19 protein-coding genes are annotated in these 21,830 nt (G+C 74.0%); 4 read left to right on the forward strand and 15 right to left on the reverse strand.

The window, feature by feature from the left end; genetic code table 11:
- Positions 1 to 24: 24 nt before the first annotated feature.
- Positions 25 to 1,527, reverse strand: coding sequence for an IMP dehydrogenase (gene guaB / locus GFH29_RS16790; RefSeq protein WP_153324922.1), 1,503 nt, complete (start codon positions 1,525 to 1,527; stop codon positions 25 to 27).
- Between the two features lie 29 nt (positions 1,528 to 1,556).
- Positions 1,557 to 2,468: a GNAT family N-acetyltransferase gene (locus GFH29_RS16795; RefSeq protein WP_153324923.1), complete on the reverse strand. Its 912-nt coding sequence runs from the start codon at positions 2,466 to 2,468 to the stop codon at positions 1,557 to 1,559.
- 113 nt (positions 2,469 to 2,581) lie between these two features.
- Here GFH29_RS16795 and GFH29_RS16800 point away from each other — a divergent pair, with 113 nt between their 5' ends.
- Complete coding sequence (locus GFH29_RS16800; protein WP_153324924.1) at positions 2,582 to 4,135, forward strand: hypothetical protein; 1,554 nt, start codon at positions 2,582 to 2,584, stop codon at positions 4,133 to 4,135.
- Between the two features lie 72 nt (positions 4,136 to 4,207).
- Here GFH29_RS16800 and groL read toward each other — a convergent pair whose 3' ends face one another.
- Both groL and groES read right to left on the reverse strand, forming a co-directional pair.
- Entirely contained in the window at positions 4,208 to 5,842 is a 1,635-nt protein-coding gene (gene groL, locus GFH29_RS16805; protein ID WP_153324925.1) for a chaperonin GroEL, read from the reverse strand.
- Positions 5,843 to 5,933: 91 nt separating this feature from the next.
- The gene (groES, locus tag GFH29_RS16810; protein ID WP_153325862.1) at positions 5,934 to 6,230 is read right to left on the reverse strand and encodes a co-chaperone GroES; all 297 of its coding nucleotides are present in this window, start codon (positions 6,228 to 6,230) and stop codon (positions 5,934 to 5,936) included.
- A 246-nt stretch (positions 6,231 to 6,476) separates the two neighbouring features.
- On the opposite strand from groES, the gene GFH29_RS16815 reads away from it, so the two are divergent.
- The gene (locus tag GFH29_RS16815) at positions 6,477 to 7,646 is read left to right on the forward strand and encodes a class I SAM-dependent methyltransferase (RefSeq protein WP_153324926.1); all 1,170 of its coding nucleotides are present in this window, start codon (positions 6,477 to 6,479) and stop codon (positions 7,644 to 7,646) included.
- A 19-nt stretch (positions 7,647 to 7,665) separates the two neighbouring features.
- Here the strand turns inward: GFH29_RS16815 and GFH29_RS16820 are convergent, their stop codons facing one another.
- The 3 genes from GFH29_RS16820 to GFH29_RS16830 form a co-directional block, all read right to left on the reverse strand.
- Positions 7,666 to 8,250, reverse strand: coding sequence for a hypothetical protein (locus GFH29_RS16820; protein ID WP_153324927.1), 585 nt, complete (start codon positions 8,248 to 8,250; stop codon positions 7,666 to 7,668).
- A gap of 151 nt (positions 8,251 to 8,401) precedes the next feature.
- Positions 8,402 to 9,031, reverse strand: coding sequence for an MBL fold metallo-hydrolase (locus GFH29_RS16825; protein WP_153324928.1), 630 nt, complete (start codon positions 9,029 to 9,031; stop codon positions 8,402 to 8,404).
- Positions 9,028 to 10,131, reverse strand: a complete 1,104-nt coding sequence (locus tag GFH29_RS16830; protein ID WP_153324929.1) for an S-(hydroxymethyl)mycothiol dehydrogenase — start codon at positions 10,129 to 10,131, stop codon at positions 9,028 to 9,030. Before GFH29_RS16830 ends, GFH29_RS16825 begins: the two co-directional genes overlap by 4 nt.
- 119 nt (positions 10,132 to 10,250) lie before the next feature.
- Here GFH29_RS16830 and GFH29_RS16835 point away from each other — a divergent pair, with 119 nt between their 5' ends.
- Both GFH29_RS16835 and GFH29_RS16840 read left to right on the forward strand, forming a co-directional pair.
- Complete coding sequence (locus GFH29_RS16835) at positions 10,251 to 10,829, forward strand: SigE family RNA polymerase sigma factor (protein ID WP_228387566.1); 579 nt, start codon at positions 10,251 to 10,253, stop codon at positions 10,827 to 10,829.
- Positions 10,826 to 11,989, forward strand: coding sequence for a hypothetical protein (locus GFH29_RS16840; protein WP_153324930.1), 1,164 nt, complete (start codon positions 10,826 to 10,828; stop codon positions 11,987 to 11,989). Before GFH29_RS16835 ends, GFH29_RS16840 begins: the two co-directional genes overlap by 4 nt.
- 9 nt (positions 11,990 to 11,998) lie before the next feature.
- Here GFH29_RS16840 and tsaD read toward each other — a convergent pair whose 3' ends face one another.
- From tsaD to GFH29_RS16880, 8 genes are all read right to left on the reverse strand, one after another.
- Positions 11,999 to 13,054, reverse strand: a complete 1,056-nt coding sequence (gene tsaD, locus GFH29_RS16845) for a tRNA (adenosine(37)-N6)-threonylcarbamoyltransferase complex transferase subunit TsaD (protein WP_153324931.1) — start codon at positions 13,052 to 13,054, stop codon at positions 11,999 to 12,001.
- Positions 13,051 to 13,506 (reverse strand): GNAT family N-acetyltransferase, encoded by a 456-nt coding sequence (locus tag GFH29_RS16850; protein WP_153324932.1) that lies wholly within the window; start codon positions 13,504 to 13,506, stop codon positions 13,051 to 13,053. The genes tsaD and GFH29_RS16850 overlap by 4 nt, the downstream gene beginning before the upstream one ends.
- Positions 13,503 to 14,135, reverse strand: a complete 633-nt coding sequence (tsaB, locus tag GFH29_RS16855) for a tRNA (adenosine(37)-N6)-threonylcarbamoyltransferase complex dimerization subunit type 1 TsaB (protein WP_153324933.1) — start codon at positions 14,133 to 14,135, stop codon at positions 13,503 to 13,505. The genes GFH29_RS16850 and tsaB overlap by 4 nt, the downstream gene beginning before the upstream one ends.
- Before the next feature lie 91 nt (positions 14,136 to 14,226).
- Complete coding sequence (tsaE, locus tag GFH29_RS16860; protein WP_153324934.1) at positions 14,227 to 15,147, reverse strand: tRNA (adenosine(37)-N6)-threonylcarbamoyltransferase complex ATPase subunit type 1 TsaE; 921 nt, start codon at positions 15,145 to 15,147, stop codon at positions 14,227 to 14,229.
- Positions 15,144 to 16,193 (reverse strand): alpha/beta fold hydrolase, encoded by a 1,050-nt coding sequence (locus GFH29_RS16865; RefSeq protein ID WP_153324935.1) that lies wholly within the window; start codon positions 16,191 to 16,193, stop codon positions 15,144 to 15,146. The genes tsaE and GFH29_RS16865 overlap by 4 nt, the downstream gene beginning before the upstream one ends.
- Positions 16,184 to 17,329, reverse strand: a complete 1,146-nt coding sequence (alr, locus tag GFH29_RS16870) for an alanine racemase (RefSeq protein WP_153324936.1) — start codon at positions 17,327 to 17,329, stop codon at positions 16,184 to 16,186. The genes GFH29_RS16865 and alr overlap by 10 nt, the downstream gene beginning before the upstream one ends.
- Before the next feature lie 38 nt (positions 17,330 to 17,367).
- A complete protein-coding gene (locus GFH29_RS16875) occupies positions 17,368 to 18,771 on the reverse strand; it encodes an NAD(P)H-hydrate dehydratase (RefSeq protein ID WP_153324937.1) in 1,404 nt (467 codons plus the stop codon).
- 104 nt (positions 18,772 to 18,875) lie between these two features.
- Entirely contained in the window at positions 18,876 to 21,707 is a 2,832-nt protein-coding gene (locus GFH29_RS16880) for an amidase family protein (RefSeq protein WP_153324938.1), read from the reverse strand.
- Between the last annotated feature and the right edge of the window lie 123 nt (positions 21,708 to 21,830).

Raw genomic sequence — 21,830 nt, forward strand, 5'->3', positions numbered from 1 at the left:
GTCTGGCTCGAGGCTCGGAGGTGGTCAGCGGCCGGAGTAGTTGGGGGCCTCGACGGTCATCTGCACGCCGTGGGGGTGGCTCTCGGTGAGCGAGGCCTGGGTGATCCGCACGAAGCGACCCTTCTCCTGCAGCTCCGGGACCGTGCGGGCGCCGACGTAGAACATCGACTGGGTGAGGCCGCCGAGCAGCTGGTGGGCGACCGCCGAGAGCGGGCCGCGGTAGGCGACCTGGCCCTCGATGCCCTCGGGCACGATCTGGTCGTCGCTGGTCACCTCGGCCTGGAAGTAGCGGTCCTTGGAGTAGGACTTCTTGCCGCGGCTCGACATCGCGCCGAGCGAGCCCATGCCGCGGTAGGCCTTGAACTGCTTGCCGTTGACGAAGACCAGCTCGCCCGGGGACTCCTCGCACCCGGCGAGCAGCGAGCCGAGCATCACGGCGTCCGCCCCGGCCACGAGGGCCTTGGCGATCTCACCGGAGTACTTCATGCCGCCGTCCGCGATCACCGGTACGCCGGCGGGCTTGCAGGCCAGCGAGGCCTCGTAGACGGCGGTGATCTGCGGGACGCCGACGCCGGTGACGACGCGGGTGGTGCAGATCGAGCCCGGCCCGACGCCGACCTTGACGGCGTCCGCGCCGGCGTCGACGAAGGCCTGCGCGCCGTCGCGGGTCGCGACGTTGCCGCCGATGACCTGCACGTGGCGGGTGGCCGGGTCGTTCTTGAGGCGCTGGACCATCTCCAGCAGCAGCCGCACGTTGCCGTGCGCGGTGTCGGCGACCAGCACGTCGACGCCGGCCTCGACGAGGGTGGTGGCGCGCTCCCAGGCGTCGCCGAAGTAGCCGATCGCCGCGCCGACCATCAGCCGGCCCTGGGCGTCGTTGCTGGCCTTGGGGAACTGCTCGGACTTCACGAAGTCCTTGACCGTGATCAGCCCCGCGAGGCGGCCCTGGTCGTCGACGAGCGGGAGCCGCTCGCGCTTGTGCTGGCGCAGCAGCAGGGTGGCGTCGTCGCGGCTGATCCCGACCGGGCCGGTGATCAGCGGCATCGGGGTCATCACCTCGGCGACCTTGGTGCCTGCCCACTCCGCGACCGGGGTGAAGCGCAGGTCGCGGTTGGTGATGATGCCGAGCAGGCGCTGGTCGGCGTCCACGACCGGGAAGCCGGAGACGCGGTACTCCCCCGCGAGCTGGTCGAGCTGCTCGAGGGTGGCGTCGGGGCCGATCGTGATCGGGTTGGTGATGATGCCGGTCTGGGTGCGCTTGACCAGGTCGACCTGGTAGGCCTGGTCCTGGATCGAGAGGTTGCGGTGCAGCACGCCCAGCCCGCCCTGGCGGGCCATCGCGATCGCCATGCGCGACTCGGTGACGGTGTCCATGGCCGCGCTCACCAGTGGGACCTTCAAGGAGATCTCGCGGGTCAGCCGCGTGGTCGTGTCGATGTCCGAGGGCGCCAGGTCGGAGTGACCCGGCAGCAGCAGGACGTCGTCGTAGGTCAGGCCGAGGTTCGCGAACTTGTCGGGGAGCTCCACCAGGCCAGTCTAGGACGCACGCTCCACGATCACCTGAGCGGCGTGAGGTCGCGGACGGGCACCCGCACCGTGAGCACGTCGGCGGTCATCCGGATCCGTCCCCGCAGCCCGGCGGCGAGCACCATCGGCAGCACCGCCCGGTTGTCGGAGCGGGTCGAGAACACGATCGCCGCGGCCCCCTGGGCGCGGGCGAGCCGGGCGGACTCCACCAGCAGCCGGGTGCCGATCCCGCAGCGCTGCCAGGCCGGGTCGACGCGCAGCGACACCGGACGCGCGTCGGGCTGCCCCGGCGACGCCGGCCCGAGGGTCGCAAGCCCCACCACCAGCCCGTCGCGGACCGCCGAGACCGCGTCGGCCTGCACGACGTACCGCGGACCGCGGCCGCCGCCGAGCCGGCGGGCCGGGAGGCCGGTCCGGTCCCCCGGCGCGTGGGTGTGCTGGAGCACGTCGCTGACCAGGTCCGCCATCGAGGCGGCCCGGGCGTGCTCGGTGGCGGTGAACGGCGCGGTACGGCGCAGCTGCACCTGGACCCCGCCCACCGACACCTCCAGCAGGTCCTGGTGCCGCGCGTCGGCGCTGTCGGCGTCGGCCCCGGTGTCGGGCTCGGCGTCGAAGAGCCGGGCCACCACCTCGGGGAACGACGCCGGCTCGGCCAGCACCGTCCGCGCGGCCTGGACATAGCGCGTCGGCTGGTCCACCAGCGCGGCCTCCCCGCACGCCGCGCAGCTCAGCATCGTGCCGCCGGCCCCCTCGAGCAGCCCGGCGACGCGGGCCGGGCCCCAGCCCTGCGGCGTGCGCAGCACCAGCTCGTCGGTGACGCTGCCGAGGTCGGGGAAGATCTGGAGGCTGAGGATGTTCACCTCGGCGTCCCCGCAGGCGCGGGCGAGCGCGGCCAGCGCTCCGGGGCGGTCGGGCAGGCGGGTCCGCACTCTCCACAGCATGACGCCAGCCTCGCCCGGGCGGGTTGCGCGACGGGGTCGTGGAGGTTTCGCGCGGGCAACGGCGTGCGGGGCCGGACCTGCGCATGCGCCCCGGACCTGCGAAGGTGTGCGTCGTGACCCAGCGGCTCCCCCAGACCGGCCCCGGGGCCCGACCGGACCTCATCCACCGGGCGGCGGGGACCATCACCCGCGCGGTCGAGTCGCGCTGGACGATCCCGCTGGCGGCGTTCGCGGCGTTCGCCCTGCGGCTGTCCGGGCTGACCCGTCCGATCCGCCCCGACGAAGCCGGCTTCACCCTGGTCGCGCGCAGCTGGTCCCCGCAGCCCGACAGCGTCTACGGCCACTACTTCGTGGACCGCCCGCCGCTGCTGATCTCGGTGTTCAAGCTCTCCGACGCCATCGGTGGCCCCACGTTCATCCGGGTCCTCGGTGCGCTCGCCTGCGCGGCCCTGGTGCTGCTGGCCGCGCGCACGGCCCAGGTGATCGCCGGCGACACCCCCGCCCGCTGGACCGCGATCTGCGTCGCCGCGCTCACCTCGAGCACGCTGATCAACCTGGTAGCGGTCAAGGGCGAGCTGCTCGGCCTGCCGTTCATCATGGCCGCCTGCCTGCTCGCGATCAGCGCGCTGCGCGGAGGCTCGGTGCCGCTGGCCGTCCTGGCCGGGCTCAGCGCCTCGGTCGCGGTGGGCTTCAAGCAGAACCTGCTCGGCGGCCTGGTCTTCGCCGGCACCCTGCTGCTGGTCGCGCTGATCACCCGCCGCGTCGACGGGCGGACGTTCCTGCGCCTCGCCGCAGCCGGTCTCGCCGGGGCGGCCGTGCCGGTCGCGGCCATGCTCGCCTGGGCGGCCGCGGCCGGCGTACGACCCGGCACGCTGTGGTACGCGATCTACGGCTTCCGCGCCGACGCCTCCGCCGTGCTCGCCTCGCACAGCTCGAAGGCCGCCGACGAGCGCGCGGTCAACCTCGTGCTGATCGCGCTGTGCGCCGGGCTGCTGATGGTGCTGGGCGGCTTCGTGGTCCACCTGCGCGGTGAGCTGCGTGACGACGCCCCGCTGGCGGCTGCGACCGCCGCGATGCTCGCCTACGACGCGTTCGGGATGGTGCTGGGCGGCAGCTTCTGGCCCGACTACCTCTTCGCGCTGGTGCCGTCCGCGGCGCTGGCCGCGGCCCTGCTGTCGCGGCACCGCTCACGGCGCGGGCAGGCGATGCGGGGCATGATCGTGCTCGCGGCGCTGTCGTGCGTGGTCTCGGTGAGCGTGTGGGCCGTCTACAACCTCACCGGCCACCAGGAGACCGACGAGGCGCGGGTCGGCACCGCGGTTCGCGACGTGGCCGAGCCGGGCGACACCCTCACCGTCTTCGGCGGCCGCGCCGACCTGCAGATGAGCAGCGAGCTCGACTCGCCGTACGAGCAGCTGTGGAGCCTGCCGATGCGGACCCTGGATCCCGACCTCGCCGACCTGCGGGCGCTCGTCAGCGGCCCCGACGCCCCCACCTGGCTGATCGAGTGGTTCCCGTTCACCGCCTGGAACCAGGAGGCCGGCGAGCTCCTGCGCCGAGACGTCGAGGAGCGCTACGTCCCCGAGGAGACGCGGTGCGGGGAGGGCGACGCGACGATCTGGCGGCTGCGCGACGTCGAACGCCCGCCGGTGCGCCCGGACTGCTAGCCCCGGTACGCCGACGGCGCCGGCCCCCTCGCGGGGACCGGCGCCGTCGTGCGTCGAGCAGGAGCGGTCGGCTCAGTGGCCGTGACCGTGTCCGTGACCGGTGGCCGCGGACTCCTCCTCCTCAGCAGGCTTCTCGACGATCAGCGTCTCGGTCGTCAGCAGCATCGCGGCGATCGAGGTCGCGTTGACCAGCGCCGAGCGGGTGACCTTGACCGGGTCGAGGACGCCCTGGGCGACCAGGTCGCCGTACTCGCCGGTGGCGGCGTTGAACCCGAAGGTGAAGCCGTTGGTCTCGAAGCCCTCGCGGACCTTGGTGGTCACGACGTAGCCGTTCTCACCGCCGTTCTCGGCGATCCAGCGCAGCGGCTCGACCGCGGAGTTGCGGACGACGCGCACGCCGACCGCCTCGTCGCCGGTGAAGCCGAGGTTGTCGTCGAGGACGGAGACCGCGTGGATGAGGGCCGAGCCGCCACCGGCGACGATGCCCTCCTCGATCGCGGCGCGCGTCGCGGAGACGGCGTCCTCGATGCGGTGCTTCTTCTCCTTCAGCTCCACCTCGGTGGCGGCGCCGACCTTGATCACGCACACGCCGCCGGCGAGCTTGGCGAGACGCTCCTGGAGCTTCTCACGGTCCCAGTCGGAGTCCGTGGCCTCGATCTCGGCCTTGATCTGGGCGACCCGGCCCTCGACGGCGGCGGACTCGCCGGCGCCCTCGACGATCGTGGTGTCGTCCTTAGTGATGACCACGCGACGCGCCTGGCCGAGGACCTCGAGGCCGACCTGGTCGAGCTTGAGGCCGATCTCCGGGGCGACGACCTGACCGCCGGTCAGGACAGCGATGTCCTCGAGCATGGCCTTGCGGCGGTCACCGAAGGCGGGGGCCTTGACCGCGACGGCGTTGAAGATGCCGCGGATCTTGTTGACCACCAGGGTCGACAGCGCCTCGCCGTCGACGTCCTCGGCGATGATGAACAGCGGCTTGCCGGCCTGGATGACCTTCTCCAGCAGCGGCAGCAGGTCGGTGATCGCCGAGATCTTGCCCTGGTGCAGAAGGATGTAGGGGTCGTCGAGGACGGCCTCCATGCGCTCCTGGTCGGTCACGAAGTACGCCGAGATGTAGCCCTTGTCGAACTGCATGCCCTCGGTGAACTCGAGCTCGGTGCCCATGGTGTTGGACTCCTCGACGGTGATGACACCGTCCTTGCCGACCTTGTCGAAGGCCTCGGCGAGCAGCGAGCCGATGTGGGCGTCGCGGCTGGAGATCGTGGCGACCGAGGCCATGTCCTCCTTGGAGTCGACGTCGCGCGCGGCCTCGAGCAGGGCGTCGCTGACGGCCGCCGCGGCGGCGTCCATGCCGCGCTTGATGCCCATCGGGTTCGCGCCGGCCGCGACGGCGCGCAGGCCCTCGTGGACCATCGCCTGGGCGAGCACGGTGGCGGTGGTGGTGCCGTCACCAGCGATGTCGTTGGTCTTGGTGGCCACCTCCTTGGCGAGCTGGGCACCGAGGTTCTCGAACGGGTCGTCCAGCTCGATCTCACGAGCGACGGAGACGCCGTCGTTCGTAATGGTCGGGGCGCCCCACTTCTTGTCCAGGACGACGTAGCGGCCCTTGGGGCCGAGGGTCACCTTGACGGCGTTGGCGAGCGCGTCGACGCCGCGCTCGAGCGAGCGACGGGCGTGCTCGTCGAACTCCAGGATCTTGGGCATTGCTCTCCTCAGGAAAGGCGGAAAGAACGAAGGTCCGGCACGTCGGCCGGCCCGGACGAGCCGGCCGGGACGTGCCGGACCATCGGGAAAATCAGGAAACGATCGCGAGCACGTCGCGGGCGGAGAGGATCAGGAACTCCTGGCCGGAGTACTTGACCTCGGTGCCGCCGTACTTGCTGTAGATGACCTTGTCACCCACGGCGATGTCCATGGGGATGCGCTCGTCGCCGTCCTCGTTGAAGCGGCCGGGACCGATGGCCACGACCTCGCCCTCCTGGGGCTTCTCCTTGGCGGTGTCCGGGATGACCAGGCCCGAGGCCGTGGTCTGCTCCGCTTCGAGCGGCTTGACGACGATCCGGTCCTCGAGGGGCTTGATGCTGACCGACACGATGTCGACCTCCACTTTCTGGCGCTTCGTAGCGATGTGTGATGCACGTGGGGTGCCTGTGGACGCGGTACGCCGTCGCGGGTGTCGCACCGGTCTTGTCAGGCGCTGGCACACTCCGAAGGAGAGTGCCAGTCAGAAAACTAGCACTCTCCTCGACTGAGTGCCAGAGCACCCTCGCCGGTCCGCCCGATGCTGGCGTCCACGCCGGGTGCGCGGTGCCCGGCGGCGACCTGGCAGGATCGCCGCGTGGACCTCGACGCCTTCCGCTGGCTGCTCACCGACGAGGGGCAGCGGCTGCTGGCCCGTGCGGAGGAGCTCGCCGACCTGGACCCGCTGCAGGCCCAGACCCCGCTGCGCCGCGTCGCCTCCGCCGAGCACGCCGCCGCGGCCCTCACCCAGGCGATCCTGCGCCGCCGCGCGGTCGCGAAGTTCGGCGGCGACGCCGCCCGCATGTACTTCACCCCGGACGGCCTCGAGCAGGCCACTCGTGCCCCCGTCGCGGCGCACCGGGCCGCGCGGCTCACGGCGTTCGGCGCCGGCACCGTGATCGACCTCGGCTGCGGGATCGGGGGCGACCTGCTCGCCTCCGCGCGCGCCGGGATGACCGCGGCCGGGGTCGACCTGGACCCGCTGCGCGTCGAGGTGGCCCGCGCCAACCTCGCCGCCCTCGGCCTGGAGGGCGCGGCGATGGTCGCCGACGCGACCACGCTCGACACCACCCCGTTCGACGTGGCGTACGCCGACCCGGCGCGCCGCAGCGCCCGCGGCCGCTCCTTCGACGTCGACGACTGGACCCCGCCGTGGTCCTTCGTCGAGCGGCTGCTGGCCCGCGACTCCTGCGTGAAGGTGGCCCCGGGCATCCCGCACGCCCTGGTGCCGGTCGGCGTCGAGGCCGAGTGGGTGAGCGACCACGGCGAGGTCAAGGAGGCCGCGCTGTGGTCGGGCCGGCTGGCGACCGTGGCCCGCCGCGCGACAGTGATCGCCGACCACGGCCTGGCCACGCTGACCGACGAGGAGGACCCGGGACCCGCCGCGGTCGGCGTGGGCCCGGTGCAGCGCTACCTGCACGAGCCGGACGGGGCGGTCGTGCGCGCCGGGCTGGTGACGGCGGTCGCCGGGCTGGTCGGCGGCACCCTGCTCGACGAGCACATCGCCTACGTGACCTCACCGCAGGCCTCCCCGACGCCGTACGCCCGGTCCTACGAGGTGCTCGAGGAGCTGCCCTACCGCGAGAAGCCGCTGCGCGCCGCGCTGCGGGCGCGCGGCATCGGCACCCTGACCATCAAGAAGCGCGGCGTGGACGTCGTGCCCGAGCAGCTGCGCAAGCGGCTGGCCCTGGACGGCGACACGCCGGCGACCCTGGTGATGACGAGGGTCGCCGGCGCGGGCACGGCACTGCTGGTGCGTCCGCTCTGAGCGGACCCACCGGCGGGGCTCAGACGGTCGCGGCCACCGGCGGCTGCTCCGCGGCGCGGGTGCGGCGGGCGTGGACGAGGCCGAGCCCGGCGAGCACGAAGAGCACCGCGGCACCGACGAAGGCCGCGATCGCGGCGTAGCCGGCGATGGTGCCGATCGTGGCGAAGGCGTAGCCGTAGAGCAGCAGGCCCCGCAGGGTGTTGCCCATGAACAGGCTCTCGCGCAGCCCGGCCATCGCCTGGCCGGCCTCGGAGGCCTTCTCCTCCTCGCTCATCGCGAGGTACTCCCCGCTGACCGCCTCATAGCTGCGCCCGTCGCTGGAGGCGTTCATGTGGGCGAGGATGTAGTGGTCGGCGAAGGCCTTGGCCTTCGGACCGCTGTCCAGCCGGCTCCCGGCGTACTCCTCGAGCGCCTCGCGGTCCTCCTCGGCGAGGCTCTCCAGCGCGCCCCCCTCGGGCATGGTGATGTCCTGCATCGTCAGCTGTTGCTCGACCTGGTCGTCGATGAAGACGTTCGCCCAGGTGAGCAGCCCGCCGGCCGCCAGGAGTACGACCGCGAGTGCGAGTCCGGTCCAGGAGATGAGCTTGTCGAGCACGGTGCGCATGGGCGCTCCTTCATGTAGCTGTCCGGGGCGAGGGCCCCGCCCCCCGTCCGCGGCACGCTACAAAGGTCGCGACCGTCCCGCGAGGACCCCGCCGGGACCCCGGGCGTGTCCCGGGGGTCCGGCGGGTCCTCACCCGGCTGGGTGATGCGGATCAGGAGCCGAGCGCGGCCTTCTCGGCGCCGATCGTGGTGTCGTCGCCGTGGCCCGTGTGCACGACCGTCTCGTCCGGCAGCGCGAAGAGCCGCTCGCGGATCGAGGCGACGATGACGTCGGCGTCGGAGAACGAGCGCCCGGTCGCGCCGGGGCCGCCCTGGAACAGGGTGTCGCCGGTGAACACGGCGCCCAGCTCCTCGGAGTAGAGGCAGACCGCGCCGGGCGCGTGGCCAGGCGTGTGCAGCACCCGCAGCGTGGTGCCGCCGACCTCGATGGTCGTGCCGTCGGCGAGGTCGAGGTCCCACAGGTGGGCGTCGACGTCGTCGGGGCCGCCGTGGGTGAGCTCCCAGACCGGCCGGTCGTCGGGGTGCAGCATGATCGGCGCGCCGACCCGCTCGCGCAGCGCGGGCGCCACCCGGACGTGGTCGTCGTGGGCGTGGGTGCACACGATCGCCTTGACGGTGCGGTCCCCGACCACGGCGAGGATGTCCTCGACCGAGTGCGGGGCGTCGATGACCACGCACTCGCGGTCGTCGCCGATCACCCAGATGTTGTTGTCGACCTCGAAGGTCTGCCCGTCGAGGCTGAAGGTGCCGCTGGAGACGGCGTGGTCGACGCGGGCGCTCACGGGAGGACCACCACGCTGCGCAGCACCTCGCCGTGGTGCATCTTCTCGAAGGCGGCCTCGATGTCGGTGATGGCGATCTCCTCGGTCACGAACGCGTCGAGGTCGAGGCGGCCCTGGCGGTAGAGGTCGACCAGCATCGGGAAGTCGCGCGAGGGCAGGCAGTCGCCGTACCAGCTGGACTTGAGCGCGCCGCCGCGGCCGAAGACGTCGATCAGCGGAAGCTCGGGGACCTGCATGTCGGGCGTCGGGACGCCGACCAGGACGACGGTGCCGGCGAGGTCGCGGGCGTAGAAGGCCTGCTTCCAGGTCTCGGGGCGGCCCACGGCCTCGATCACCACGTCGGCACCCTCCGCGCCCTCGTAGGTCTCGGCGCAGATGCGCTTGATCTCCTCGACCGGGTCGACCTGGGAGGAGTCCACGGTGTGGGTGGCGCCCAGCTCGCGGGCCTTCTCGAGCTTGGCGGCGTCGATGTCGACGGCGATGATCGGGCTCGCGCCGGCGAGCGCGGAGCCGGCGATCGCGGCCACGCCGACGCCGCCGCAGCCGATGACCGCCACCGACTTGCCGCGGGTCACCGCGCCGGTGTTGATCGCGGCGCCGATGCCGGCCATCACGCCGCAGCCGAGCAGGCCGACGGCCGCGGGGCGCGCGTCCTCGTCGACCTTGGTGCACTGACCGGCCGCGACCAGGGTCTTCTCGGCGAAGGCGCCGATGCCGAGCGCCGGGCTCAGCTCGGTCCCGTCCTCCAGCGTCATCTTCTGGGTGGCGTTGTGGGTGTTGAAGCAGTAGTGCAGGTCGCCACGCTTGCAGGCCCGGCACTCCCCGCACACGGCGCGCCAGTTGAGCACCACGAAGTCACCCGGGGCGACCTCGGTGACGTCGGGGCCGACGGCCTCCACGATGCCGGCCGCCTCGTGGCCCAGCAGGAACGGGAACTCGTCGTTGATCCCGCCCTCGCGGTAGTGCAGGTCGGTGTGGCAGACCCCGCAGGCCTGCACCTTCACGACGGCCTCGCCCGGGCCCGGGTCGGGGACGTTGATGGTGACCACCTCGACGGGGGCCCCCTTGGCCAGAGCGACGACGGCCTTCACCTGCTGCATGCGTTTCCTCCTGCTTGACGGGTCTGGACCAACCGTACGGAACGCCACCGACGCCCCGGCAGGCGCTGCAACCATTTCGACACCGACTGCGTCTGGGGGGAGAACGGGAAGGGGAGGACATGCGCGTGATGCAACGAGGCTCGCCCGACGCCGACGCCGACGCCGGGGCCGCGGACCCCGGCCCCGGGACGCGGCACGCGGAGTTCACCCAGTACCTCGCCGCGCGCCAGCAGGCGCTGCTGCGCACGACGTACCTGCTCACCGGCGACCCCGACCAGGCCGAGGACGTGCTGCAGAACGCGCTGGCCAAGCTCTACCTGTCCTGGGACCGGGTCCGCGACCGGGGCGCCCTCGACGCCTACGTGCGCCGGATCATCGTCAACGAGAACAACTCGCTGTGGCGCCGCGGCTGGAAGCGGCGCGAGCACCCGGCCGAGAGGGTGCCCGACGGTGCCCGGCTCGACGAGTACGACGACGGCAGCGGCGCGGCCCTGTGGGCGGTCGTCCAGACCCTGCCGCACCGGGCCCGCGCGGTGGTCGTGCTGCGCTACTACGAACAGCTCACGGAGGCGGAGACCGCCGACGTGCTCGGCATCTCGGTCGGGACCGTGAAGTCCCAGACCAGCCGTGCCCTCGCCGCCCTGCGCGAGCGCACACCCCACGAGCTCGACCCCCGGGCCGGCGAGGAGGAGCGATGAACGACGAGCAGCTGCTCGCAGAGCTCGGCGCCGAGCTCGAGCGGCGCGCCGACCGGCTGCCTCCCGGCCGGCTCACGCTGGCCGACGTGCAGGTCCGCGCGGGCGCCGTACGCCGGCGGCGTCGCGCCGCCGGTGCGCTGGCGGTGGCGGCCGTGGCCGCGGCGGTCCTGGTGCCGCTCGGGCTGACCGGGCAGGGCGGCGACCGGGCGGTCGACCCGGCGACCTCGCCCCGCACCGGCGACGCGGTGCTCGCGGGCGACACGCTGCGCCACCCCGACGGCACCACCGTCACGCTCCCCCTGGACGCCTCGCAGGTGAGCGAGGTCGGGGTGCTCACCGACGGGCGCGTCGTGGTCATGGGGACGGGGGCGCGGGTGGTGACCGTGGTCGAGCCGGACGGCACGGTGCAGGCGGAGTACCCCGTCGCCCTCAACGACCTCACGATGGGCCAGGGCGACGACACCGTGGCGTGGGTCGACGACGAGGGGACGCCGCAGGTGCTGGAGGCCGGGCAGGAGCGTCCGGTCGCGTTCGTCGCGGTCGGCTTCACCTCGGTCCCGGGCGGCGTCGCGGGCACGAGGGTCGACGCGGTGCTGGGCACGGGGTGCGCCGACGGGGGGTGCGAGGTGCTCGCCGGCCCCGACGACCGCAGCGTGACCAACACCCGCCTCGCGCTGGAGCGTCCCTCGCTCGTGGGCGGCGGCCATCCGATGGAGGTCACCGACGTGAGCCCGGACGGGCGTCTGTGGGCCGGCGTGCTCGAGCCGGGCCCGGGCGAGCAGTTCGGGTGTGCCGTGCTCTACGACCCCGCCGCGGACCGGGTCACCGCGCGCAGCTGCGACACCTCCGACCTCCGGTTCTCCCCCGACGGCGCCCACGTGCTGGGCTGGCGGGGAGACAACGACATGGTCGGCGAGGCCACCGCATTCGACCTCGATCTGCGCGAGGTCCGCTCGGTGACCCCGGCGCCGCGACAGGCGCTGGACCAGGTCGGGTGGGCCGACGACGGGGGGCTGCTCGTGGTCCGCGCGTCCTACGACGGGCAGGACTGGACCCTGTCCCGGCTGCCGCTGGAGAGGCCGGCCGAGGAGGAGCTCCTCGCGGGTCCGGTCGCCGGACCGCTCCCGGAGGCGGGCACGGCGTACCTGCTCTCGGAGTAGGCGCCGGGCTCAGCCCGCGAGGACCTCGGTGACCGGGAGGCTGGAGTCGGCGGGCAGGTCGAGGGAGGACGGGGTGCGGCCGCGGGCGACCATCTCCGCGCCGAGGGCGGCCACCATCGCGCCGTTGTCGGTGCACAGCCCCGGGCGCGGGACGCGCACCCGGATGCCGAGCCGCTCGGCACGTTCCTCGGCGAGCGCGCGCAGCCGGGAGTTGGCCGCGACACCGCCGCCGATCAGCAGGTCCTCGATGCCCTCGCTGGAGGCGGCGTCCAGGGCCTTGCGGACCAGCACGTCGCACACCGCCTCCTGGAAGCTGGCGGCCACGTCGGCGACCGGCACCGGCTCCCCGGAGCGCTCGCGGGCCTCGACCCAGCGGGCCACGGCCGTCTTGAGCCCGGAGAAGGAGAAGTCGAAGCGGTGCCGCTCCAGGTCGCGGCGCGCGGTGAGCCCGCGCGGGAAGTCGATGACGACCTGACCGCCCTCGCGGGCGACCCGGTCGATGTGCGGGCCGCCGGGGAACGGCAGCCCGAGACGGCGCGCGACCTTGTCGAAGGCCTCCCCCGCCGCGTCGTCGATCGTCTGGCCCATCGGCTGCACGCCGCGGGTGACGTCCTCGACGCGCAGCAGGCTGGAGTGCCCGCCGCTGACCAGCATCGCGATGCACGGCTCGGGCAGCGGGCCGTGCTCGAGCTGGTCCACGGCGACGTGGGAGGCGAGGTGGTTGACGCCGTACAGCGGCTTGCCGAGGCCGAGCGCGAGCGCCTTGGCCGAGGCGACGCCCACGAGCAGCGCCCCGGCGAGGCCGGGCCCGTTGGTCACCGCGATCGCGTCGACGTCGGTGAGGCGGATCCCGGCGGTCTCGCAGGCCCGCTCGATGGTCGGCACCATCGCCTCGAGGTGGGCGCGGCTGGCGACCTCGGGCACGACGCCGCCGAAGCGGGCGTGCTCCTCGACGCTGCTCGCGACCGCGTCGGCGAGCAGGGTGTGCCCGCGCACGATGCCGACGCCGGTCTCGTCGCAGGAGGTCTCGATGCCGAGGACGAGCGGTTCGCTGGTGGTGCTCACGGGACCATTGTCCCCGTGAGCTCCCGCGCGAGCACGATCGCGGTGGTGCCGTCGCGGTAGTAGGACCGTCGGCGCGCGAGCTCGGTGAAGCCGTGGGCGCGGTAGAAGGCCAGCGCACCGGCGTTGTCCTCGCGCACCTCCAGCACCACCCGCTCGACACCGGCCCGCTCGGCGGTGCGCAGCACCTCGGCGAGCAGGGCGGTGGCCAGGCCGGTACGCCGATGGGTGGCGGCGACCGAGATGCGCTGGAGCTCGGTCACGTCGACGACCGCCGCGACCGCGTGGCCGACGACGACGCCGGCCTCGTCCTCGGCGACCCACACGTGCAGCGAGGCGTGCTGGTCGGTGATCGCCTGCTCGATCAGACCCGGCGACCAGGCATCGACGCCGAGGTTGTCGACCTCGAGGTCGGCCACGGCGTCGAGGTCGGCGAGGGTCGCCTCGCGGATCACGAGACCTGCTTGCGCGCGCCCGGCGTCTCGGCGTCGGGGCGGCGCAGGTAGAGCGGCTCGGGGTCGAGCAGATCGGCGAGCTCCTCGGCCACCGCACGGGCCAGCCAGCCGGCGCTGGGGCGCTGCGGACCGCCGGCGTGCGGGAACGCCTCGGGGTAGAGCGCGCCGCCCTCGCCGACGACCGGGAGGTCGCTGGCGACCGCTGCCGGCTTCGCCACGACGGGGCCCTCGATGCGGGTGCCGTCGGCGTCGTAGGAGGCCAGGTAGACCTCCTTGCGACGCGCGTCGGTCGCCACCAGGAACGGCGTGCCGAGCGTCGGGGCGGCCTCGAGGGCCAGCACGTCGAGGGAGCACATGCCGTACACGGGGATCTCGAGGACCATGGCCAGGGTGCGGGCGGTCACCAGCCCGACGCGCAGGCCGGTGAACGGGCCGGGGCCGACACCCACCGCGAGAGCGGTGAGGTCGTGACGGGTGATGCCTGCGCGCTCCAGGCCGGCGGCGATCAGCGGCGCGAGCTGCTCGCCGTGCTTCATCGGTCGTTCGGAGGTCAGCTCCACGACCACGTCGGCGCCGTCGTGCAGGGCGAGGCTCACCTGGGGGGTCGCGGTGTCGAAGGCCAGCAGCACGACCCGAGGCTAACGCGGCCCCTCCCCCGCCGACCGCGCACCCACCCCCTCCCCCGAGTCGGCGGGTGTGGTTGCCCGAGGACCGGGCCGCTCAGCCCAGCCCGCGGAACGACAGCGCGTGCCAGCGGGGGCCGACCGGGGTGATCTCCACCCGGCGCGGGTCGAGCTCGTCGTCGGGGTCGGTGGCCGTGCTGCGCACGATCCGGATCTCCAGGCGCGACTCGGTGAGCCCCTCGGCGAGCCCCTCGCCCCACTCCACGACCGTGACCGCGTGGTCGAGGTCGGTGTCGAGGTCGAGATCGTCGAGCTCCTCGATGCCGCCGAGGCGGTAGGCGTCGACGTGCACGAGGTCCGGGCCCTCGACCAGCGACGGGTGCACCCGCGCGATCACGAACGTCGGCGAGGTGACGTCGCCGCGCACGTGCAGGCCGGCACCGATGCCCTGGGTGAGGGTGGTCTTGCCGGCGCCGAGCTCACCGGAGAGCACGATCAGGTCGCCGGGCTGCAGCTGGCCGGCCAGCGAGCGCCCGAGCGCCTGCATCGCGTCGGCGTCGAGGACGTCGAAGACGCAGGTGCGCAGCGGGCGGCGCATCTCCACCAGCGGCGAGCGCCGCGTGATCTCGCGGAACCCCTGGCGCTCCCAGAAGCGCAGCGTGCGCGGCAGCTCCTCGCGGGCGACGACCGTCGCGTCGTCGTACCCCTCGGCGGCATCGACCACGGCGTCGATGAGCTTGCGGGCGATGCCGTGCCCCTGCGCGTCAGGGTGTACGCCGAAGCGCCGCAGGTACATCGTGCTGCCCACCGGGTCCAGCACGAGCGCGCCGACCGGGCGACCGTCGAGGCGCGCGAGCAGCCCGCCGTAGCGGCCGAGCATCGCGGCCATCGACTCCTCGGTCTCGGCGAGCGCGTCCGCGGGCGGGTCGAGCGGCGGCCGGGCGGCGAACGCCGCCCGGACCACCGCGAGCACCTCGGCGGCGGCCTCCGGGCCGACCCGCTGGACCTCGACGCTCATCGCGTCCCTTCCTGCTCCAGGACGTCCTCGATGAGGCGGTCCAGCTCGGTGTTGATCTCGTCGTGCCGCTCGAGGATCACCATGTGCCCGGCGCCGTCGAGCTCGACGAGACGGGAGTTGCGGATGCGCGAGTGCAGCTTGCGGCTGTGCCCGATCGAGGTGACCCGGTCGGCGGTGCCGCACATGACCAGCGACGGTACGTCGGAGAGCACGTCGACGGCGTGGAACTTGTCCAGTGCCCCGAAGCTCGGGAAGAACCCGGCGACCACCTCGAACGGCGTGTCCGACAGCATCCGGTCGACGAACTCGACGTAGGAGGCCGGCACCTCGTCGCCGAAGGCGAAGAGGTCGGTCGCGACGGTCGCGAGGGAGCGGCCCGCACGGCGCAGGCCGTCGACGGTGCCGGCGCGGCGCGCCAGGGTGGCCACGGTCCCCCGCGCCAGCGGTAGCCCGATCTTGGCCGGGACGACCGGCAGCAGCAGCCGCCCGACGTCCAGACCCCCGGCGGTGGTGGAGATGAGGGCGGCGCCGGCGACCCGGTCGTGGAAGAGCTGCGGGTGCTGCTCGGCGAACGCGACCACGCTCATGCCGCCCATCGAGTGCCCGACCAGGAGCACCGGCCCCTCGGGCACGACCTCCTCGAGCACCCGGCGCAGGTCCTCGCCGAGGTGGTCGATGGTGGCGTTCTCACGCGAGGAGCGCCCGGAGCGTCCGTGGGAGCGCTGGTCGTAGAGGACCGTGCGCACCCTCCCGCGCAGCGCGGCGCGCTGGAAGTGCCAGCAGTCCAGGGTGAGCGCGTAGCCGTGCACGAGCACCACCGTGAGCGGCGGGGCGTCCGGGCCGGGCTCGTCGATCTCGACGTGCAGCGGCACCCCGTCGTCGGCGACGACTGTCAGCGGGTCCGAGCGCAGGGTGCCGAACTCGATCTCCTCGCCCGCGCGCCCGTCCAGGCGCTTGCGCTGCCGCGCCACGCCGTACGCCGCCCCGGCGAGCGCCAGGCTGGCCGCGCCGGCACCGGCGCCGAGGATCCGCGTCCTCAGGCCCACCGGCTCTCCTCGGTGTCGACGTGCCGACGGGTCAGGCGCCCACCGATCCGCGTCACGACCTCATAGCTGATGGTGTCGGCCGCCACGGCCCAGTCCTGCGCGGTCGGGGCGCCGTCCAGGCCGGGCCCGAACAGCACGACCTCCGCGCCCGGCTCGGGGCGGTCGCCCTCGAGGTCGACCACGAACTGGTCCATGCAGATGCGTCCGCGCACGGGTCGGCGCCGACCCTCGATCCACACCTCGGCGCGGTTGCTGGCGTGGCGCGGCACGCCGTCGCCGTACCCGCCGGGCACCAGCCCGAGGGTGGTGGCGGCCGGGGCGATCCAGGTGCGGCCGTAGGAGACCGCGTCGCCCGCGGCGACATCCTTGACCAGCAGCAGGCTGGCGCGCACGGTCATCGCGGGCACCAGTCCCAGGTCGGGCAGGTGGCCGGGCGCGGGGTCCAGGCCGTAGGTGGCCAGCCCGCAGCGGACCAGGTCGAAGCGCGAGGAGGGCCGCAGCACCGCTGCGGCGGAGTTCGCGATGTGGCGCACCTCGGGGCGCAGACCCGCCTGCTCGGCGACCTCGACCGCCCAGCACAGCACGTCCTCCTGGGCGCCGTTGGCGGGGTCGTCGGGCTCGTCGCTGGAGGAGAAGTGCGACCAGATCCCGGTGACGCGCCACAGCCCCTCGTCCTCGCCGCGGCGGGCCCGCTCGACGACGCCCGGCCAGTCGGCGCGGGTGGCGCCGCCACGGGACAGGCCGGTGTCGATCTTGAGCTGCACGCGCGCGGGGCGACCGGCCGCGGCCACGCCCGCGGCGATCTCCTCGAGCTGGTCGACGGAGTACGCCGTGACGTCGACGTCGGCCCCGATCACGGGCGCGTAGTTCTCCCCCGGCGCGGCCAGCCAGCACAGCACCCGGCCGACGTCGCCGGACTCGCGCAGGGCGAGCGCCTCGTCGAGGGTGGCCACGCCGAGCCAGTCGGCGCCGGCCTCGCGAGCCGCGCGGGCGACCTCGACCATGCCGTGGCCGTAGCCGTCGGCCTTGACGACGCTCATCATCTGCACCTGGTCGCCGACGAGCTCGCGCAGCCGCCTGACGTTGTGTCTCACAGCCGCGAGGTCGACGACGATCTCGGCTCGCGCGGCGGTCATGGGAGCGATTCTCCCATCCCGCCTCGCGACGCGATCGATCAGCCCAGGGGCAGGGTCCGCACGAGCGCCGGCAGCGCCCGGGCGACGTCCCCCGCCACCAGCGGTCCGCCGCCCGAGGCGAGGGTGGCCGCCGCGCCGTGCAGCCAGGACCCGGCCGAGGCCGCGTCGAAGGGGTCCAGACCGGCAGCGAGCAACGCGCCGATCAGCCCGCCGAGCACGTCGCCGGCGCCCGCGGTGGCCAGCCACGGCGTGCCGGCGGTGGTCGCCCGCGCCGGTCCGGTGGGCCCCACGACCAGCGTGTGGCGCCCCTTCAGCAGCACGACCGCGTCGTACGTCGTGGCGGCGCGGCGGGCGAAGGCGAGCGGCGCGGCCTCGACCTCGGCGCGCTCCACCCCGAGCATCGCGGCCAGCTCCCCGGCGTGCGGGGTCAGCACGGCCGGGACCGGCAGCGGGCCGGTGACGTGGGCCAGTGCGTCGGCGTCGACGACCACCGGGACCCCCTCACCCGTGACCGCGGCGAGCGCCTCGGCGGCGGCGTCGTCGCCGCCGGAGCCGACCACCCAGGCCTGCACGCGCCCGGCGCCGACCACCTCCGGATGGGCATCGCGCACACGTGCCGTGACGGTCGGGTCGCCGACGACCCGGACCATGCCGCACAACCCGGTCGCGGCGCCGGCGACGCTCAGCACGGCAGCACCCGGGTAGCGCGCCGAGCCGGCACGCACGCCGACCACCCCGCGGGTGTACTTGTGCGCGTCCGGCGCGGGGCGCGGCAGGAGCCTGGCCATGTCGTGCGGCTGGAGCACCTCCAGCACGGGTTCGGGCAGGTCGAGGCCGATGTCGACCAGCTGCACCACCCCGCACGCCGCGGCGGCCGGGTCGACCAGGTGGGCGACCTTGTGGGTGCCGAAGGTGACGGTGAGGGCGGCCTGCACGTGCGGGCCGTCGAGCTCTCCGGTGTCGACCCCGACGCCGGAGGGCACGTCCACCGCGACCACCGGCACTCCGGCGAGGGCGTCCAGCGCGGCGACCGCCTCCGGCCGCAGCCCGGGCTGGCCGCCGATCCCGACGATGCCGTCGAGCACGACGTCGGGCTGCGCGTCCCGCTCCCCGGTCACCGCATCGGGAATCCCCTGCACCACCCGGCCGCCGGCCGCGCGCAGGGCGGCCAGGCCGCCCTCGTGGGCGCGCGGGGAGAGCAGCCAGGCCTCGACCCGGCAGCCGCGCCGCGCCAGCAGCGCGCCCGCGTGCAGCGCGTCGCCGCCGTTGTCGCCCGACCCCACGAGCAGCACCACCCGGCGCCCGTAGCCGCCGCCCAGCAGGTCGAGGACCGCGTGGGCGAGCCCGTGCGCCGCGCGTTGCATGAGCGTGCCGGCGGGGAGCCGCGCCATCAGCTCCGCCTCGGCGGCCCGGATCTGCTCCACGGTGTGCGCGTGTCTCACCCCGCCGAGGCTAGCGCCGTCCGGCCCCCACGTTCGGCGATGGCGGTGCTCCGCGGTCACCGGGTGACCGCGGAGCACCGCCATCAGAGTCGCAGCGGGTCGGGTCAGCGGCGCACCGTGACCGTGGCCGTGCCGCGTGCCCGGGTGAAGCCCTGGTCCGGGGTGAGGACCACCCGCACCACGCGGGTGCCGGGACGCTTCGACGGCAGGCGCAGGGTCGCCCGGCCGGCCTTCACGGGCAGCGCCTTCGCGACGACCTTCCCGCCGTAGGTGACCCGCACGGTGCCGGTCGGCACGACGGCCTTCCCGGTGCCGTCGGCCGTGACCCGCACCCGGACGACCGGGCGGGTGCCCGGCCCCACCTGGCGCGGCGCCGTCACCGCGACCTCGGTGCGGGCAGCGGCGACCTTGACGGTGCGCGGGGACGTGGCCGTGCCGGCGGCGTGGTCCGCGTGCGTCGCGGCCACCCGGACGGCGAGGCGGCGACCGGCGTCGGCCGGACGCACCCGGTAGGAGCGGGCGGTGGCGCCGGGGATCGGCGTACCCGCGCGCAGCCACTGGTAGGAGAACCGAACCCCGGCGACGTCCCAGGCCCCGGGGGCGGCGGTGAGCCGCTTGCCGACCGTGGGCGTGCCGGTGACGGCCGGGTCGGTCGTGGCCACCGGAGCCGCACCCTCGACCGCGAGATCCGCGGAGCCGAGGTCAGTGGCACGGCTCTCGGCCAGGTCGGTGGAGACCTGCTCGACCGCGGAGGCGAGCACCTCGGTCGAGCCGGCACCGACGGCGGTGAAGCTCGCCTGGGCCAGCACCACGGTGCCCTCGCTCGCCGGCGAGCCGCCCAGCTCGGTGTGCACGACGTGCAGGGTGTCCTCGTCCACCTCGGCGTACGTCGCCCCGGTGTTGTCGGTGCTCGCGCTGCCCTCGACGTAGGCCAGGACCTCGGGGTCGAAGTCGAGCGCCAGGTCGTAGGCGTAGAGGTCGCTGGCCGCGTCGGCCGTGACCGTCACGGTCACCGTCTCCCCGACCGCGACCTCGTCGGTCGAGGTGGTGACCGTCCAGCCGGGCTCGGCGGACGCCGTGACCGGCTTCGCCGGGGCCTTGTCCTCCAGCGGCCCGTAGAGCTCGGGTGCGACGCGGTGCTGGGTGGCCTGCTCGTAGGCGTAGGCCATCGCGAGCAGCTCGCCCTCGCTGAAGTCGCGACCCAGGAGCTCGAGGTTGACCCCGGCGCCGGTGATGGAGCCGTCGGCCTCGACCGCCTGGCCCATCGGCACGGTCACCGCGGGCAGGCCGGTGTTGGGACTGAGGCGCATGTTGGTGCTGTGGGTGCCGTACGGCGTGCCGCTGGGGTAGATCAGCGCGTCCAGGTCCTCGGCGTCGAGCGCACCGGTGACCAGCGTGCCGCCGTTGTCGAGCACCTCGGTGTGGCTCTTCATCCACGCGTCGTACTGCTCCGGGGTCACCGCGTTGCGCTGCACGAAGGTGCTGCGCCGCGAGGGCACGAACCGGCCGGAGGCGATGATGTCGTCGAGCGTGCGGATCGTGACGTCGTCGCTGAGGTGGCGCTCGATGTAGTCCGCGAGGTCGTGCTTGAACTCGTTGGTGCTGCCGCTGCCCTCGCTCAGGACCGGGGCGATCCCGTCGATCCTGATCTCCTCGACGACCGCGCCCTGGGCCTCGAGGTCGGCGACCGCCTGGGTGAACAGCCGCTTGGCCGCCGCGTTGGTCGGCACCATCGAGGCGAGGTAGCCCAGCCGCTTGCCGGCGAGCGCCTCGGGGTCGAGGCCGGCGGTGTAGGACTCCGGCACCTTGCCGGCCTGCGTGGCGGTCACCGGGTCGGCCGGGTCGATGCCGACCACCGCGTCCAGGGCGATCGCGGCGTCGGAGACCGAGCGGGCCATCGGGCCGCCGGTGTCCTGGCTGAGCGCGAGCGGCACGATGCCGTCGCGGCTGGCCAGGCCGACGGTCGGTCGCACCCCGACGAGCTGGTTGTAGCTCGAGGGCACCCGGATCGAGCCGCCGGTGTCGGTGCCGAAGCCGATCGCGCCGAGGTTGGCGGCGATCGAGGCGCCGGTGCCGCCGCTGGAACCGCCGGCGCTGCGCGAGAGCGCGTAGGGGCTGGCGACGAGCGTGGAGGAGCCGACCGGCTGCCCGGCGCTGAACTCGGAGGCGAAGCCGTAGGCGAACTCGTCCAGGCTGGCCTTGCCGAGCAGGACCGCGCCCGCCTCGCGCAGGCCCTTGACCATGAACGCGTCGTCCTCGGTGAGGTTGTCCTCCCAGCACGAGCAGCCGGCCGTGGTGGCCATGTCGTGGGTGTCGTAGTTGTCCTTGAGCAGGATCGGGAGGCCGTCGAGCATGCTGCGCGGCCCGCCGTTCGCGGCCCGGGCGGCGTCGCTGGCCGCGGCCGCCTCGAGCGCGGCCTCGTTGGTCGCGATGATCGAGTTGAGCGCGCGTCCGGGTGCCGAGGGGTCGGTCTCCCGAGTGTCGTACGCCGCGATGCGCGCGAGGTAGGCCCGGGTGATCTCCACCGAGGTGGTGACGCCGGCGTTCATCGCGGCCTGCATGTCCAGGGCGGTCGCCTCGACCAGCTCGAACGCGCCGTCGTCGTACATCATCCGCTGGGCGAGGTCCGCGACGTCGCTCAGCTCCACGACGCCGTCGGCGTCGAGGTCGCCCTTGGCCACCGCGTCCCAGCCGGCGTCCCCGGCCTCGGCACCGAGCGCGGCGACCAGCAGGTCGACGTCCTCGCGGGTGACCTGGCGGTCGCCGGTCAGGTCGGCCTCGGTCCAGTACGGCGCGAGGTAGGCGCCCCCCGCAGGAGCCGGAGCGCTCCCGGGTGCGGCCTGGGCCGGTACGCCGAGCGCGCCCGCGGCGAGCACGCTCGCCCCGATCACCGCCGCTGCCGCCAGCGAGGTGCGGGCCCTGGTCTGCTTCTTCACGCGCGTCCTTCCGTCGGTGCTGCTGTGACGGTCCAGACGCTAGGAAGGCGTTGTTTCCTCTCCGTTTCCACCTGGAAACACCGAAGGTCGAGTTGTTCCACAGGACGGAAAGCGCACCGTGAG

Source organism: Nocardioides sp. dk884, from assembly GCF_009557055.1.
Lineage (GTDB): Bacteria > Actinomycetota > Actinomycetes > Propionibacteriales > Nocardioidaceae > Nocardioides.